The sequence below is a fragment of the Flavobacterium sp. CSZ genome (assembly GCF_015350725.1).
Classification (GTDB): domain Bacteria; phylum Bacteroidota; class Bacteroidia; order Flavobacteriales; family Flavobacteriaceae; genus Flavobacterium.
In genome coordinates this window covers 192,756-208,105 of the sequence record NZ_JADKPQ010000004.1, presented here as the reverse complement: position 1 = coordinate 208,105, position 15,350 = coordinate 192,756, and the positions used below count along the sequence as shown (strand labels likewise).

Below are 15,350 nucleotides of genomic sequence, written 5' to 3'. Positions count from 1 at the left end.
GCCAATTCGGCTCCTTTTTTTTATACTTTGATTAGTAGTAAACTTTGTTTTAGTTCTGGTTTCTCAATAATAAAATTCATCAACCATTCTTGCAATTGCTCCATTTCGTATGGTAACAGCGTTTTGATAGCTTTTTCTAGTTCTTTACAGAAAAGTATCGGATCGAAACTTACTCTCTCAAGTATTGATTTCGTGTAATCAAACATCATTTTTGACATAATAAAATAAGATTTTCGGGGGTTATCTATATTTCTAAACTCGCACAAATTTAATCAAATATCATTCATATGCATTCATTTTAACTTATTATTTTAAAAACTTTAGCAACGAATACGTTTTCTTAATATGTATAAATCAATATAGAATGGTTCTAAACAATTCATTTAAACCTTTTTAAAGGCTCGAAACATCTCTCGTTTTCCAGGAGGACCTGCTAATTTCTCTACAGTGAATCCAACTTCGATCATACTTCTTTTAACAACTCCGCGCGCAGCATAGGTTACCAAAACTCCATTTGGCTTTAAACTCTTGTACATTTTCCTGAAAATTTCAGTACTCCACAACTCCGGCTGCACCCTGTATCCAAAGGCGTCAAAGTAAATCAAATCAAAAGTTTCAAAATCGTCTATTTCATGAAAAAATTGTTTCCTTTTGGTTAACGAGAACGAGCTGCAAATTTCATTTTTTTTATTCCATTCGCATTTATGCATTTTCTCAAAAATGTTCTCAAATTCCAATGCACCCAGTTCAGTAACATAATTCATCCCTAAAACCTCATCTGCCTCAACCGGATAAGCCTCTACCCCAACATAATCAATAACTTGATTTTTTTGAATCGATTCTAAAAAAGTGATAAAAGCATTCAAACCCGTTCCAAAACCAATTTCCATAATACTTACCGGATTACCTTCAAATAATGAAAGTCCGTTTTTTATAAATACATGTTTTGCTTCCTGAATGGCACCGTGTTTAGAATGGTAACACTCATCCCACTCCTGCAAATGAATTGTCGTTGAGCCATCTAGCGTTTTAATTATTTCTCTTTTCACTTTTTAGATCTTTATAATATGGATTTACCGGATTTTGGTGTTTTTTAATAGTCAAATTTAATCAAAACAAATGCGTAAAGCCTTAAAAAACGGCTGTTTTTTCATAAATTCTTTATAAAACTCTCTTAATTTTTTCACTTTATTATAAGATAAATAAATCTCAGTTAAACGGCATAATTAATGCAGTTTTACCAAGGAATTTATATATTTTTACTTAATTTTGCATTCAGTAAATTCTATTTCACACCAAATCATTGTTTTAGATTCTTTCTTTTGCAATGAAAATTACATAAAAACTTTACATAATTATGAGTACAACTCAAACAAGCAAAATTGAAATCAGAAAAGCAACTTCGTCAAAAATAAGCGGAGTAGACTTTCAAAACTTAAGCTTTGGTGCTGTTTTTACAGACCATTTATTCGAATGTGATTTTAAAAATGGAGAGTGGCAAAATCCTGTCATTAAGCCTTATGCTCCAATTTTAATGGATCCTTCTTCAAAAGTCTTTCATTACGGACAAGCTATTTTTGAAGGAATGAAAGCTTACAAAGATGACAATAACGATGTTTGGTTGTTTAGACCTGATGAAAACTTCAAGCGTTTTAATAATTCTGCAGTTCGTATGGCAATGCCGGAAGTTCCGGAATCTATTTTTATGGATGGTTTGAATGAATTATTGAAAATCGATCAGGAATGGATTCAAAAAGGAAACGGAAGCAGCATGTACATCCGTCCTTTTATGATTGCTACTGGCGCTGGCGTTGTAGCTAATCCTTCTGATGAATATAAATTCATGATTTTACTTTCTCCTGCACAATCTTATTATGCCGGCGAAGTAAAAGTAATTATAGCAGAACATTATAGTAGAGCTGCAAATGGCGGAATTGGAGCTGCAAAAGCTGCCGGAAATTACGCTGCACAGTTTTATCCAACTAACCTGGCTAACAAAGATGGTTTCCAGCAAGTAATCTGGACAGACGATGCAACACATACAAAACTAGAAGAAGCGGGAACAATGAACGTTTTCTTTAGAATTAATGATACTTTATTAACTGCTCCAACAAGCGAAAGAATTTTAGATGGTATTACCAGAAAAAGTTTGATTGCCATGGCAGAAAAAGAAGGTCTTAATGTAGAAGTTCGTCCTGTTATTGTTTCAGAATTGGTAGAAGCTGCTAAAAACGGATCTTTGAAAGAAATCTTCGGAGCAGGAACTGCTGCGGTGATCAGCGTTATTAAAGGTTTCTCTTATCAGGATATTTATTATGAAATGACTCCGGTTGAGAATTCATACGCTTCTCTTTTAAAAGAAAAACTAACAAGTCTTCAAAACAAACTTTCTGAAGATACTTTTGGATGGACAGTTAAAGTTCAATAACTAAAAGATCGTTTTAAATATAAAAACCCGACAGCTTAGTAGTTGTCGGGTTTTCTATTTTATATGATTATTAAATATAGGGCTAATTCTACCGCAAAGAGCGCTATTTTTTTTCTCTTTGTCATCGTTACAAAAAGCAAAAAGCTCACAAAGCTTTGTATCGAACCAGCTTTGCGAACTTTGTGTTCCTGAAGTTAATGCGAGCAAAAAAAACTTAGCGTTCTTTGCGGAAAAAAATTATAAAAGCTTCGAAAAATCCGGCTTAAAATAATTAGGCCCTTTCATTACTTTTCCGTCTTCTCTGTAAATTGGCTGTCCGTCTTCGCCAAGTTTACTCATATTACTGCGCTGGATTTCATCAAAAACAGCTTCAATTTTATCCTGTAAACCATGTTCGATAATCGTTCCGCACAAAATATACATCATATCTCCAAGAGCATCAGCAATTTCGACCAAATCATTGTTTTGTACTGCTTCAAGATATTCTTCATTTTCTTCCTTCATCAAATTATAACGAAGTATTTTTTTAGTTTCACCAAGATCTGCAATTGGCGTCTGACTGTGACCTATTTTAAAGGCAGTATGAAATTCAGTAACTGCATCAAGTTGTTTCCTCATGATTTTATTTGCTTAAATGAAATGCCAAATTAGCAACTATTCGTATACAATTCTCTAAATTTGCCGAAAATAATTTTCAACTATGTTTAGTCAAGGACAATTAATATTCGCACTCTGTTTTTTTATTGCATTTGTAATCGTAATGATATTTGCTTATCGAAAAGATCTCGCATTACACCGAATTTTCTATAAAGGAAATTACAAAGTATTAATCGTGTTCCTGATTTTCATTGCCCTTTTGTTTGTGATCAAATTTTTCTTTAAAAGATAATCCCGAAAAATTTATTGCTATATTTAGGATAAAATATTTTTGAAGCTTTACAATTAAACTTATTCAAAACGTTTTATTTAAAGCTTTTATTGACCAATATAATTTTATAAAGTGTACTTTTATTGCGGCACAATTAGCGTGACTAGTAATAAAATTTATAACTTTACGACACAAAATAAACGACTCCAATGAAGATTCTAAAATATTTATTCCTACTATTATTATTAAGCTTAGTTGCCCTAACTGTTTTTGTCGCTACCCAAAAAGGGATTTTTTCTGTAGAAAGAAGCAAGGTGATTAATTCGCCAAAAGCAACCGTTTATAATTATGTAAATGATTTTAGAAATTACGAAGATTTTGAATCGTGGTCAGTAGCAGATCCTTCGATGAAAATGACATTTCCTAATAAAACAGCCGGAAATGGCGCCTCATATTATTGGGCTGGAGCCGAAGGAAACGGAAATGCCATTACCCTAAAAACCAAGGAAGGAGAAAGCATTCAGCAAAAAATGAAATATGACGGAACAGAAGCTGATGTAAACTGGACTTTTAAAGACACGTTGGGAGGAAAAACCAAAGTAACCTGGAAAGCAACAGGAACAATGAGCTTTTTATTTAAAGTATATACCGCTCTAAACGGAGGTTCTGACAAAGTGATTGGAACTATTTACGAAAAAAGTCTTGCCAACATTGATAAAAACCTCGATTACGAAACTAAAACTTATGCTGTTAAAGTAAATGGTGTGGTAAGAAAAACGGAAACTGCCTATATCAGACAAACTTTTACAAGCGAAATACCGAAAATAAACAAAAACGCCAGAATTGTTATTCCTAAACTTATTGAGTTTAGCGAAAACAATGGCTTGTCTACCAACGGAAAACCTTTTATTATTTACCACACGTACGACACCACAACCGGATTGGCAAAAATTTCTATTTGTTTGCCTACAAACAAAGAAATCCTGACAACTGCAGGAAGTGATATTTCAGGCGGAAAACTGGATGGTTTTGAAGCGGTAAAAACAACTCTAACGGGTGATTACACGCATCTAAACGAAGCAATGGCAAAAACCACAGCTTTTATCAATAAAGAAAAAATCACTCCGGATTTAAGCTGGTCTCACCTTGAAATTTTAACCATAAGCAAACTAGATGTAAAAAGTCCGTCTAAGCTAATGACCGAAATTTATTTTCCAGTTAAACCAAAAGCTGTTCCTGTTGTTAAAGCTCCTGTTTACAGAGCAAATACGGAACCAACATATGCAGAACCTACAGAAGCAGATCCTGCAGAAACACCTAAAGCAGCGCCTAAAGTAGTACCGAAACCAAAAGCGGCTCCTAAGACAACAACTCCTAAAACTACGGAGGAAGAGCAATCAGAATTCTAAAATAATCAAGGCCAATTAAACCTTTTGTTTAAAATTCATTCTAATAAGATAAATCGAGGAATTTGACAGACGAGAAGGAATTTATACAAGAATTATTAAATCCTAAAACGCAAAATACGGCGTTTCAAAAACTCTTGTCTGATTATCAGAAACCTTTATATTCTCATATTCGAAACATTGTTTTGAATCATGATGATACAGATGATGTATTGCAGAATACTTTCGTAAAAGTTTTTCAGTATTTAAAAAATTTTAAAGGAGAGAGCAAACTTTTCTCTTGGATGTATCGAATCGCTACCAATGAAGCTTTGACTTTTTTAAATCAAAAAGCAAAACTAAACGGATTAACATCTGAAGCGCTGCAGAATAAAACCATCGACAATTTAAAAGCCGATGTTTATTTTGATGGAGATGAAATTCAGATCAAACTTCAAAAAGCCATTGTAACTTTGCCGGAAAAGCAACAATTGGTTTTTAAAATGAAGTACTTTCAGGAATTAAAATACGAAGAAATTGCTGAAATCCTCGGAACTTCTGTTGGCGCTTTGAAAGCATCTTATCATCATGCTGTAAAAAAAATTGAAATATATGTTACAACAAATTAAACCTTTTGTAACAAAACCTATCTTATAGACATTATGAAAGCATTTAAATTAGAAAACGAACCGAAAATAAGATCTGGATTTAAAACTCCGGAGCATTATTTTGATGATTTTTCGGCAAAAATTTTGCAACAGGTAAACGAAGAAAAACAAATAAAAGTAATTCCGATTTACAAGCGCAAAAAAGTTATTTCACTACTGGCTGCAGCTGTAGTTGTTATTGCATTAATGATTCCTATAATAAACAATTACAACAACACTTCTAAAGAACTTGACGAAGATACTTTAGAAACTTATTTATCATACCAGTCTAACCTAAATCAGTATGATTTGATTAAGGAACTGGATACTAAAGATATTGACAAACTTGGCAAAGGTGTTGCCCTTGAACAGGAAACACTCGAAGATATTTTGGCTTCAAACCCAAATATTGAAAATTTAATTTCAGAATAAATAAAAATATCAAAAGATGAAAATTAAAAATATATTACCAATAATTCTATTCTTTGCTACTTTCTCATTTTATGCCCAAAATGATAAAACAGATGAAAAGCGAGAAAAAATTAAGGCTTATAAAGTTTCTTTTTTAACTACCGAACTTGAACTTACGTCAACAGAAGCAGAGAAATTCTGGCCAGTTTACAATGCGTTCGATGATAAACAATTTGAATTGCGTCACGAAAAAATGAAAACCTATTTGCGCAAATTAGACGACGACAACATTAGTTCGATGTCAGAAAAAGAAGCTGCTGTTCTTTTATCGCAAATAGAGAGCACAGATAAGGAATTGTACCTTTTACGTGATAAATACTATACCAATTTAAAAAAGATACTTTCGGCAAAGAAAATATTAAAGCTTAAAAAGTCTGAAGATGATTTTAATCGAAAATTATTAAAACAATATCGCGATAAAGCCGGCAATAAATAAAAGCCGACAAAAGAACAACAGCGACAGGAACCCTATATAATAATACTTACTTTATTATTTAGGGTTCTTGTTATTTAAAGCGAATTCGGATTACTTTATTATGACCTGCTGCAATTGCAGTATTTCTATTTACAAAACGAATCGTAAAAAGTTTTGAATCTGTAGATAATTGTGTCCAGTTTTCGCCTCCGTTCTGAGAGTATTGAATCCCTTCAGAACCTACACAAATAATTTCTTTACCATTTCCGCCTGGAACGTATTGCACACAAGATGCATATCCAAACCCCATTTCCTGACCTATTAATTTCCAGGTATTTCCACCATCTGTAGTAAACGCTTTGTTATCTGATTTTTTGTTGGGAAGCTCATAATCACCACCGGCAATAAATCCGTGTTTGGCATCGTAAAAATCAGCTGTAAAAATACCGGTCATTGTTTTTCCCTGAACAATAGGAGTTTCAATTACTTTCCATGTTTTAGCTTTATCCGGAGAATAGAATACACGGGCTTTTTTTCCTCCTGAAACCAGCCATGTATCATTTCCTTTTATTACAATATTCGAATTACTAGCAGCGAAAGCGGCTTCGCCCTCGGCATTCGTAGGCAATTTATCCGATAATATTTTTGTCCAGGTTTCTCCCCCATCACGTGTTACAATTATCGAAAAAGTATCTTCTGTGGGATCTCCAATTGCGATTCCTTCCTTATCATTCCAAAATTGCATACTGTCGTAAAACACCTTTGGATTTACTTCTTTATAAACTAACTTAACTTTTTGTGTTTTTTTCGAAACCTGATAAAGCAGTGCAGGATTTCCTACGCTTAGTAAAAATACGCTTTGAGAATTTTGAGCAATACTCCTAAATTCCAGATTTAAAGTATCACGATAAATACGATCTTCAAACTTCTCTTTTTTATCTAAATCATAATAGCCAAATCGGGAATTATCAGCTCCGTACCAAATTTTATTCTTGTCGATTGAGATCGCTCTAATACTAATTTTATCCTGAAACAAAGTATCTATTTGTATTGAAGTAAAACCACTATAAAATGATCTTTCATCATTATGATTCAGCGCTTTAAAGGACATTAACAAAGTTAAAGCACCGAAAAAAAATATTACTTTTCTCATATAAATCAGTTTTTTTTATTGCTAAAATACAATTATTTATAACATATAAAATAAGTTACTTGTTTTTTTCTGGCACAGTAATTGGATATCTCTGAATATTAATCTTTAATATGATTTTATCATGAAAACTAATTTACTTTTAATAGCGTTTGCAGCTTTAGTTTTTGGTTCTTGTTCAGCACAAAGCCAAACTACTGTATATGCAAAAAATTCAGATATAAGCGATAACTTAGACTTAAGAGCAGTAGCTTCTATCTTTGGAGAATCAGCCAATCTTCAGGATTTCGAAAGACGTTTGAATGATCCCAAATACCAAATCTCGAATCTTGACTTAAATGGCGATGATCAGGTAGATTATTTACGTGTGATAGAATCTGTAGAAGATAGAACTCATGTTGTAATTATTCAGGCAGTTCTTGATCGTGATGTTTACCAAGATATTGCAACAATCGATGTAGAAAGAGATAATTACAATAAAGTAAGCGTACAGGTAGTAGGTAATACTTATTTATACGGAGATAATTATATTTATGAGCCGGTTTACAGTGTTGCACCAGTAATATATACTTCATTTTGGGTAAATAATTACAGACCATATTACTCCACCTGGGGATGGAATTATTATCCAACCTACTATGCTGCATGGAGCCCTTATCCAATTTACAGATACAGAAACAATATTGGAGTTTATATCAATATAAACAATCATTACAATTATGTAACTACAAGAAGAAGTTACAGAGCTCCGGTTTTATACGAATCAAGACGTACTTACGGTTATGAAACAAGACGTCCAAACTATAGCTTTGCTCAAAGACATTCTAATGTAACCAACAGATACGATTTAGATCAAAGACGTATTGCAAGCAGAGAATCTAACAGAAATCAAAATACTTACAATAGTAATAGATCTAATACCAATAGAGTATCTCCAACAGACAATAGAACTACAAACAGAAACTATGCTGAAAACAGAACTAATACGGATAGAACTTATAATACAAACCGTTCAACTCCTGTAAATAGAAATAATTCGGCTATGGTAAATAATAATAATAATAACAATCCGGTAAGAGTTGAAAATACAACTAACAGAACCGAAAACAGAAGAGATTACAGTCAGAACAATTCGAATGTTTCAAGAGAAAGTACACCTAGAAATACAAATAATAGAGGAACTTATACTCAGAGAACAGAAACTCCCTCTCCGCAGAGAGCAGAACCAACGAGAAACTACTCAGAAAACAGAGGAAGTTCAGAAAGCAGATCAAGTGCACCAAGAGTTCAAAACACACAACGTTCTGAAGCTCCAAGAGCGAGCCAGGAATCAAGAAGCAGCCAGCCACAAAGGGAAAGCAGCACTGGTTCAAGAAGCTACGGCGGAAGAAGAGGTTAATATTAAATTCGCATTTCTAAATAAAAAACTAAAGCACAATTTAACGATTGTGCTTTTTTTTATCTTTTTAATTATAATTGATGCTAATTTGTTTTAAAACAGTAAATTTGCAACCGTCTTTTATAAAAACATACATGAGCGCATCGCATAAAAACTTACATAGTAAGTTGTCTATAGGGGGTTTATTGATCACATTAGGGATTATTTATGGAGATATCGGTACTTCTCCTTTATATGTAATGAAAGCCATACTTGGCGAACATATCATAAACGCGGATATTGTATTAGGAGGTATCTCATGTGTTTTTTGGACTTTGACTTTACAAACTACCATAAAATATGTACTTATTACCTTAAGCGCTGATAATCATGGCGAGGGCGGTATTTTTGCATTGTATGCTTTAGTCAAGAAAACAAAAATTCAATGGCTCATTGTGCCCGCCATAATTGGAGGAAGTGCCTTGCTTGCCGATGGAATTATAACTCCGCCTATTTCGATATCATCAGCAGTAGAAGGAATCAGAGCGTTTTATCCTACGATGGAAACCGAGACAATAGTCTACATTGTAATTGGAATTCTATTCATCTTATTTACCATACAACAATTTGGAACCAAGCTTGTTGGGAAGTTTTTTGCACCAATGATGTTAATTTGGTTTGCCATGCTTGGAACATTAGGATTTATTCAAATTTTGGAACATCCTGAAGTTATAAAAGCGATCAATCCTTATTATGCTTATCATTTATTGCAAATTCACCCTGAAGGATTTTTTGTTCTTGGATTAGTATTTTTATGTACAACAGGAGCCGAAGCTTTGTACTCAGATATGGGACACTGCGGTAGAAAAAACATCAGAATTAGCTGGATCTTTGTAAAACTGACTTTAGTACTAAACTATTTTGGTCAGGCAGCGTATTTAACGCATCATGAAGGAAGTACATTACAACAATTAGGAGGAGAAAACGGGAATCCGTTCTATCTTATTATGCCCCATTGGTTTTTACCATTCGGAATTGTTGTAGCAACTTTAGCAGCGGTTATTGCTTCTCAAGCCCTTATTAGTGGTTCATTTACACTGATCAACGAAGCAATGCGTCTGAATTTCTGGCCTAAGGTAAAAATCAAATATCCTACAGAAGTAAAAGGACAATTGTACATTCCGTCTATTAACTGGTTATTGTTTTTTGGTTGTGTTGGAATCGTTTTACATTTCGAAAAATCAAGTAATATGGAGCATGCTTACGGTTTAGCAATCGTACTATGTATGATCATGACCACTATCCTGCTGAACTATTACTTAATCATGAAACGTGTAAAATTATATTTCATGGTGCCGCTTATTACCATTTATTTATTAATTGAATTCAGTTTCCTGATTGCCAATATTACCAAATTTGCCGATGGTGGTTACGTAACACTAATCATCGCATCTGTTTTAATCTCTATAATGACGATCTGGTATCTGGCTAAGAAAATTAATAAAAACTACACCAAAATCATCAAAATTGACGATTATAAAAAGGTATTAATGGAATTGAGCGAAGACTTATCTATTCCTAAGTACGCCACACATTTGGTTTATATGACCAATGCGAATCGTGTAGATGAACTTGAAGAAAAGGTAATTTACTCAATATTGCAAAAGCGTCCAAAAAGAGCTGATATTTACTGGTTTGTTCACGTAAACATCTTAACGGAACCTTACAAAACTCAATATAAAGTTACCGAGATTGCGAAAGACGATATTTACAGAATCGATTTTAATTTAGGATTTAGAGAGCCTACCAAAATCAATTTAATGTTTAGAGAAGTAATTCGTGATATGGTAAAACGTGGCGAAGTTGATATTACCAGCCGTTACGAATCATTAAACAAAAACAATATTATTGGGGACTTTAAATTTGTATTGTCTGAGAAGTTTTTATCGAATGACAACGATTTAAGATGGCACGAAAATATCATCATGAACTCTTATTTCTTTATCAAGAAACTGAGTTTGTCCGAAGAAAGAGCTTTTGGTTTAGATAGTAGTTCGGTAAAAATAGAGAAATTCCCAATGGTGCTTCACGCTCCAGAAAACATCGGACTGACCCGAATTATCAAATAAATCAATTCAAAAAATACATTCAAAAAACACTCTTTTAAACTTTATTAGGGTGTTTTTTTTTCTTTTTAAAAGAAGTTAAATCAACAATCAAAATTAAAAATTTAACTTTCAATCAATTAATAGTACCTTTGCAACTCAAATAATTAAAATGAGATTACACAGAAATTTAGTTTATACTACCATCGATTCTTTAAATGCAATTTTCAATGAAGGAGAATATGCAGACAAAGTGGTAGCAAGAGCATTAAAAAAAGACAAACGTTGGGGAAGTTCTGACAGGAAGTTTGTTGCTGAAACGATATACGAAATTGTTCGTTGGAAACGATTATACTCAGAAATTGCCGAAGTAAAAGAACCATTCGACAGAGAGAATTTATGGAGAATGTTCGCAGTTTGGGCCGTTTTAAGAGGATACCCAATTCCGGATTGGAAACAACTGGAAGGAACTCCTGAAAGAAAAATAAAAGGACGTTTTGACGAACTTTCTAAAATTAGAGCCTTAAAAGAATCTATTCCGGACTGGATGGACGAATTGGGTGTAAAAGAACTTGGCGAAAAAGTTTGGGCTACAGAAATTGCAGCACAAAACCAACCAGCTAAAGTTATTTTAAGAACTAATACACTTAAAGGAACCAAAGAAAGCCTGAGAAACACGTTGATGGATTTAAATATTGAAACAGAATATTTAAAAGATCAGCCTGAAGCTTTGGTTTTAAAAGAAAGAGCAAACGTATTTTTGACAGACGCTTTTAAACAAGGACTTTTTGAGGTTCAGGATGCTAACTCACAATTGGTTGCCGGTTTTCTTGATGTAAAACCAGGAATGCGTGTTGTAGATACTTGCGCCGGAGCTGGAGGAAAAACGTTGCACATCGCTTCTTTGATGGAAAACAAAGGACAATTGATTGCAATGGATTTGTACGAAAGTAAACTGAAGCAATTAAAATTAAGAGCCAAAAGAAATGGCGCTTTTAATATCGAATACAGAATCATCGACACTACAAAAGTGATTAAAAAATTACACGAAAAAGCAGATCGTGTTTTAATTGATGCGCCTTGTAGCGGTTTAGGAGTTCTTAAAAGAAACCCTGATGCCAAATGGAAATTACAACCTGAGTTTATTGACAACATTCGTAAAGTACAGGCAGAGGTTTTAGAAAGCTATTCTAAAATTGTAAAACCAGGCGGAAAATTAGTATACGCAACTTGTTCTGTTTTACCATCAGAAAATCAGGAGCAAGTAGAGAAATTCTTAAAAACTGAAATTGGAAAACAATTTACCTTCATAAAAGATCGTAAAATTTTGGCTTCTGAGTCTGGTTTCGACGGATTTTATATGGCGTTGTTAGAAAGAAAAAATGCAGTAGCTGCTGAATAAAAATAAATTCCAACTTTTTTTAAAATTCCAAATTCCAACTTTAAGATTGGAATTTGGATTTTTTTATTTTATTCCTATTTAATTAATAGATGTATAATCCCTGCGGGATATTTTTTTTGTCTGCTCCTGTTTTTCTACCAACATTTAACTCCTAACAGAGCCTTATCTTCTGGAAATAATAATCATTAAAACAAAAAGAAGCCTTTAGAGAATTAAATCTAAAGGCTTTGTTTTATACTAGGATAAATCTACAGGACACATATCTGGCGAAATCAAACAATATGTTGGTATATTTTGGCAGGTAGGAGTTTGCGTTAATGGTTTTGAGCAGCGCATTTGATAACCATTTAAGTAATAAATATAATCACCACCTTTAATTTGTTTTAGTTCATTCTTACTTAGCACCTGAACACTTGGAAAATTCAAAATAAGTTTCATAATTATTAGGTTTTAAAGTTAATATCTTATAAATATAACTAAATTTTCTTACTTTGTAATACAATTACATAAAACTAGACTTACTTAAAACAAATTCAATCCCTGAATAAATAAAAAATTCCAAATCCCAATCCTAAAAATTGGAATTTGGAATTTAAAATATTGGAATTTTATTTAAACCAAGCTCGGTTTACGCAATAATTTCCCGTTTTCGTTTTCTTTAAACTTCGGCACAAAAACAATCTCTTTTGGTTTTTCATATTTTCCTAAAACATCAAAAAACTCCGGCGCAAACTCCTGTTTCTCGCCTTCGATAACCAAAATTAATTTTTCTCCCAACGAAGTATCCGGAACACCCGTTACAAAGAATCTGGTATTTATTTTACCGATCAGTTTTGCCTCTATCTGTTCAGGAATAAGCTTCACTCCTCCACTATTTATAACATTATCGATTCTTCCCAGAAAGATAAATTGATTCTCTCTTATCAATTCAACTAAATCGTTGGTAACGATCGGTTCATCAGAAATAGCATCAACAGAAATCACCAGGCATCCCCGATCATCCTGGCTAATTTTTGCATTTGGCAAAACAGTAAAAACATTCTCTCCCACTTTTCTCGCAGCGATATGAGTAATGGTTTCTGTCATACCATAAGTCTCATAGACTTCAGTTTTTATCAGTGGTAAAACTTTCTCTTCAAGAGCAGAATCCATTTTAGCCCCACCTACAATTAGTTTTTTCACATTTTTCAAAGCATCGATCGAATTCTGAACCTGCAAAGGCACCATAGCTACAAAATCATATACTTTTGTATTAAGAGCCAATGGCTGCGTGCTTGGCGCTACAACATCCAGTTCAAGCCCTAAAATAATAGCACGTACCAACATCATTTTGCCGGCTATAAATTGCACAGGCAAACAAAGTAATGCTGTATTTCCTGGCTCTAATTCGAAAAAGTCTCCAGTCCCTAAAGCAGACTGAATCATGGCTTGTTTCTCTAATCGCACTAATTTTGGAAGCCCCGTGGTTCCGGAAGTTTTCATCTCGATATAATCCTTATCATCGAACCAATCGAGCAAAAATTCCCCTATCGCGACTTCATTGCCGTCACCTTCCTTTATATAATCATAAGCAACACGACGCAACTCGTCAGCGTTTAAATGAAAACTATTTATCTTAAAATAGTTGTGCACATTTTTGTGTGTTAATTTTGACATGATATTTATTAATTTGAAATTTCTACAGCATTTATTTTACCCGTTAATTTTTCTTTCCAGTTCTTCCAATTGTATTTTTTACTAAAAATAAAAAGCAAAATAGGATATATGACAACAACCGGTAATATAACATCCAGCCCCGCAGATGGTTCTGATAAATCTTTAAAAAGAGAATGGGTTTGAAAAACAGACCAATCCGAAGTCACCAATAAAGCACCAATTAGATTATTGGCAGCATGGAAACCAAGAGCCAGTTCGATTCCCTCATCCATAAGTGTAATAATACCCAAAAATAAACCGGTTCCTATGTAATAAACCATAATAACGTAACCCATTTTGGCCACTTCGGGATTAAAAATATGCATCAGTCCAAATATAAGAGAAGTCATCATTAACGGAAACCATCTATTAAGGGCCAGATTCGCAAATCCCTGCATCAAATATCCTCTAAAAACATATTCTTCGGTACTGGTTTGAATCGGGATTAAAATTGCCCCTAAGGTAACTAAAATCAAAAAAGGAACCAATTTAAAATTCCATATAAAATTCTCGGGAGATCTTAAATACACCACCACAAAACTTAGTATGGTAAAAAATGACCATAAAAAGAAGGAGAAAAAAACACGTTTCCAATCGACCTTTTTTCTTGATGTTGTAACCGACAAAAGCGTTTGATGATGCAAATATTTTACCACATAATAAATGCCAACAAATGCAAAAGCAAACGAAATCATAACCAAAAACAAGGTAAGATTAGGTTCGAATATTTTCATAACAGCCGCATTATCTGTCGGAATTACTTTTTTCCCAGTTAACGTTTTATACAACACCGCAACCGAAAAAGGAATCTGACCTACAAACGAAGCGATAATAATTAAAACTGAGCCAATAAGATATAACCAAAATTTATTCTGAGATTTAATTCCTTGTTCTAAAAACATATTTATAATAATTTAAAAATGAGAATTCGATTTAACAACTAAATCTTACTTTTGGTCTTGCTAAAATACCGAATTTTTAATTTAATTCCCTTAACACACCTTAAATATAACAAAATGATACAAATTTACCATAATCCACGTTGCGGAAAATCAAGAAACTGTCTGGCTTTTATCGAACAAACCAATCAGGAATATGAAGTTATTCCATACCTGACCCAAACTCCGTCTTTTGATGAACTAAAAGCACTGCTTAAAAAACTAAACCTTCAACCCATTGAACTGGTTCGAATTAAAGAAAAAATATGGATCGAAAATTATAAAGGAAAAGAATTAACCAATGATCAGATTATTCAGTCCATGACCGATAATCCTATCTTAATAGAACGCCCAATTGTTATAAAAAACGGAAAAGCAATTATTGGAAGAGATCTAGACAAGGTAGCTTCTTTTTTAGATTGATTATAAAGAATAGCATTAACATTTTTTTGTGATTTCTCTCTTTAA

At 33.2% G+C, this 15,350-nt stretch carries 16 protein-coding genes; 10 read left to right on the top strand and 6 right to left on the bottom strand.

Annotated features, from left to right (window positions below):
• Window positions 1-20 precede the first annotated feature (20 nt).
• A complete protein-coding gene (locus IRZ78_RS26110) occupies window positions 21-218 on the bottom strand; it encodes a hypothetical protein (protein ID WP_065450557.1) in 198 nt (65 codons plus the stop codon).
• 165 nt (window positions 219-383) lie between these two features.
• Window positions 384-1,049 (bottom strand): tRNA (5-methylaminomethyl-2-thiouridine)(34)-methyltransferase MnmD, encoded by a 666-nt coding sequence (gene mnmD, locus IRZ78_RS06505; RefSeq protein ID WP_194615757.1) that lies wholly within the window; start codon window positions 1,047-1,049, stop codon window positions 384-386.
• 308 nt (window positions 1,050-1,357) lie between these two features.
• Between mnmD and IRZ78_RS06500 the strand changes: the two genes are divergently transcribed.
• A complete protein-coding gene (locus tag IRZ78_RS06500) occupies window positions 1,358-2,428 on the top strand; it encodes a branched-chain amino acid aminotransferase (protein WP_194615756.1) in 1,071 nt (356 codons plus the stop codon).
• A 237-nt stretch (window positions 2,429-2,665) separates the two neighbouring features.
• On the opposite strand, the gene IRZ78_RS06495 is transcribed toward IRZ78_RS06500, so the two are convergent.
• A complete protein-coding gene (locus tag IRZ78_RS06495) occupies window positions 2,666-3,046 on the bottom strand; it encodes a nucleoside triphosphate pyrophosphohydrolase family protein (RefSeq protein ID WP_089480644.1) in 381 nt (126 codons plus the stop codon).
• 82 nt (window positions 3,047-3,128) lie between these two features.
• Between IRZ78_RS06495 and IRZ78_RS26105 the strand changes: the two genes are divergently transcribed.
• From IRZ78_RS26105 to IRZ78_RS06475, 5 genes are all read left to right on the top strand, one after another.
• Window positions 3,129-3,317 carry a hypothetical protein gene (locus tag IRZ78_RS26105; protein WP_065450561.1) on the top strand — a complete coding sequence of 63 codons (189 nt, stop codon included), beginning with the start codon at window positions 3,129-3,131 and terminating at the stop codon, window positions 3,315-3,317.
• Between the two features lie 188 nt (window positions 3,318-3,505).
• On the top strand, window positions 3,506-4,705 hold the full coding sequence (locus IRZ78_RS06490) for an SRPBCC family protein (RefSeq protein ID WP_194615755.1): 1,200 nt from the start codon (window positions 3,506-3,508) through the stop codon (window positions 4,703-4,705).
• Between the two features lie 62 nt (window positions 4,706-4,767).
• A complete protein-coding gene (locus tag IRZ78_RS06485) occupies window positions 4,768-5,310 on the top strand; it encodes a sigma-70 family RNA polymerase sigma factor (protein ID WP_194615754.1) in 543 nt (180 codons plus the stop codon).
• A 33-nt stretch (window positions 5,311-5,343) separates the two neighbouring features.
• Complete coding sequence (locus IRZ78_RS06480; RefSeq protein ID WP_194615753.1) at window positions 5,344-5,760, top strand: hypothetical protein; 417 nt, start codon at window positions 5,344-5,346, stop codon at window positions 5,758-5,760.
• 16 nt (window positions 5,761-5,776) lie between these two features.
• Window positions 5,777-6,235, top strand: a complete 459-nt coding sequence (locus tag IRZ78_RS06475) for a sensor of ECF-type sigma factor (protein ID WP_194615752.1) — start codon at window positions 5,777-5,779, stop codon at window positions 6,233-6,235.
• 70 nt (window positions 6,236-6,305) lie between these two features.
• On the opposite strand, the gene IRZ78_RS06470 is transcribed toward IRZ78_RS06475, so the two are convergent.
• Window positions 6,306-7,367: an oxidoreductase gene (locus IRZ78_RS06470; RefSeq protein WP_194615751.1), complete on the bottom strand. Its 1,062-nt coding sequence runs from the start codon at window positions 7,365-7,367 to the stop codon at window positions 6,306-6,308.
• Window positions 7,368-7,488: 121 nt separating this feature from the next.
• Here IRZ78_RS06470 and IRZ78_RS06465 point away from each other — a divergent pair, with 121 nt between their 5' ends.
• The 3 genes from IRZ78_RS06465 (at window position 7,489) to IRZ78_RS06455 (ending at window position 12,249) form a co-directional block, all read left to right on the top strand.
• Window positions 7,489-8,763 (top strand): hypothetical protein, encoded by a 1,275-nt coding sequence (locus IRZ78_RS06465; RefSeq protein ID WP_194615750.1) that lies wholly within the window; start codon window positions 7,489-7,491, stop codon window positions 8,761-8,763.
• Between the two features lie 134 nt (window positions 8,764-8,897).
• Window positions 8,898-10,871, top strand: coding sequence for a KUP/HAK/KT family potassium transporter (locus tag IRZ78_RS06460; RefSeq protein WP_194615749.1), 1,974 nt, complete (start codon window positions 8,898-8,900; stop codon window positions 10,869-10,871).
• Window positions 10,872-11,019: 148 nt separating this feature from the next.
• The gene (locus IRZ78_RS06455) at window positions 11,020-12,249 is read left to right on the top strand and encodes a methyltransferase domain-containing protein (RefSeq protein ID WP_194615748.1); all 1,230 of its coding nucleotides are present in this window, start codon (window positions 11,020-11,022) and stop codon (window positions 12,247-12,249) included.
• A 612-nt stretch (window positions 12,250-12,861) separates the two neighbouring features.
• On the opposite strand, the gene IRZ78_RS06450 is transcribed toward IRZ78_RS06455, so the two are convergent.
• Together IRZ78_RS06450 and IRZ78_RS06445 are read right to left on the bottom strand one after the other, a co-directional pair.
• Entirely contained in the window at window positions 12,862-13,905 is a 1,044-nt protein-coding gene (locus IRZ78_RS06450; RefSeq protein WP_194615747.1) for an AMP-binding protein, read from the bottom strand.
• A gap of 8 nt (window positions 13,906-13,913) precedes the next feature.
• A complete protein-coding gene (locus tag IRZ78_RS06445) occupies window positions 13,914-14,846 on the bottom strand; it encodes a CPBP family intramembrane glutamic endopeptidase (protein ID WP_194615746.1) in 933 nt (310 codons plus the stop codon).
• A 114-nt stretch (window positions 14,847-14,960) separates the two neighbouring features.
• Between IRZ78_RS06445 and arsC the strand changes: the two genes are divergently transcribed.
• Entirely contained in the window at window positions 14,961-15,305 is a 345-nt protein-coding gene (gene arsC / locus IRZ78_RS06440; protein WP_194615745.1) for an arsenate reductase (glutaredoxin), read from the top strand.
• Window positions 15,306-15,350: the final 45 nt, after the last annotated feature.

Excerpts from the sequence above, each read along its gene's own strand:
- IRZ78_RS26110 (WP_065450557.1), bottom strand. The coding sequence starts at position 218 with ATGTCAAAAATGATGTTTGATTACACGAAATCAATACTTGAGAGAGTA.
- IRZ78_RS06500 (WP_194615756.1), top strand. The coding sequence starts at position 1,358 with ATGAGTACAACTCAAACAAGCAAAATTGAAATCAGAAAAGCAACTTCG.
- IRZ78_RS06495 (WP_089480644.1), bottom strand. The coding sequence starts at position 3,046 with ATGAGGAAACAACTTGATGCAGTTACTGAATTTCATACTGCCTTTAAA.
- IRZ78_RS26105 (WP_065450561.1), top strand. The coding sequence starts at position 3,129 with ATGTTTAGTCAAGGACAATTAATATTCGCACTCTGTTTTTTTATTGCA.
- IRZ78_RS06490 (WP_194615755.1), top strand. The coding sequence starts at position 3,506 with ATGAAGATTCTAAAATATTTATTCCTACTATTATTATTAAGCTTAGTT.
- IRZ78_RS06480 (WP_194615753.1), top strand. The coding sequence starts at position 5,344 with ATGAAAGCATTTAAATTAGAAAACGAACCGAAAATAAGATCTGGATTT.
- IRZ78_RS06475 (WP_194615752.1), top strand. The coding sequence starts at position 5,777 with ATGAAAATTAAAAATATATTACCAATAATTCTATTCTTTGCTACTTTC.
- IRZ78_RS06470 (WP_194615751.1), bottom strand. The coding sequence starts at position 7,367 with ATGAGAAAAGTAATATTTTTTTTCGGTGCTTTAACTTTGTTAATGTCC.
- IRZ78_RS06465 (WP_194615750.1), top strand. The coding sequence starts at position 7,489 with ATGAAAACTAATTTACTTTTAATAGCGTTTGCAGCTTTAGTTTTTGGT.
- IRZ78_RS06460 (WP_194615749.1), top strand. The coding sequence starts at position 8,898 with ATGAGCGCATCGCATAAAAACTTACATAGTAAGTTGTCTATAGGGGGT.
- IRZ78_RS06455 (WP_194615748.1), top strand. The coding sequence starts at position 11,020 with ATGAGATTACACAGAAATTTAGTTTATACTACCATCGATTCTTTAAAT.
- IRZ78_RS06450 (WP_194615747.1), bottom strand. The coding sequence starts at position 13,905 with ATGTCAAAATTAACACACAAAAATGTGCACAACTATTTTAAGATAAAT.
- IRZ78_RS06445 (WP_194615746.1), bottom strand. The coding sequence starts at position 14,846 with ATGTTTTTAGAACAAGGAATTAAATCTCAGAATAAATTTTGGTTATAT.
- arsC (WP_194615745.1), top strand. The coding sequence starts at position 14,961 with ATGATACAAATTTACCATAATCCACGTTGCGGAAAATCAAGAAACTGT.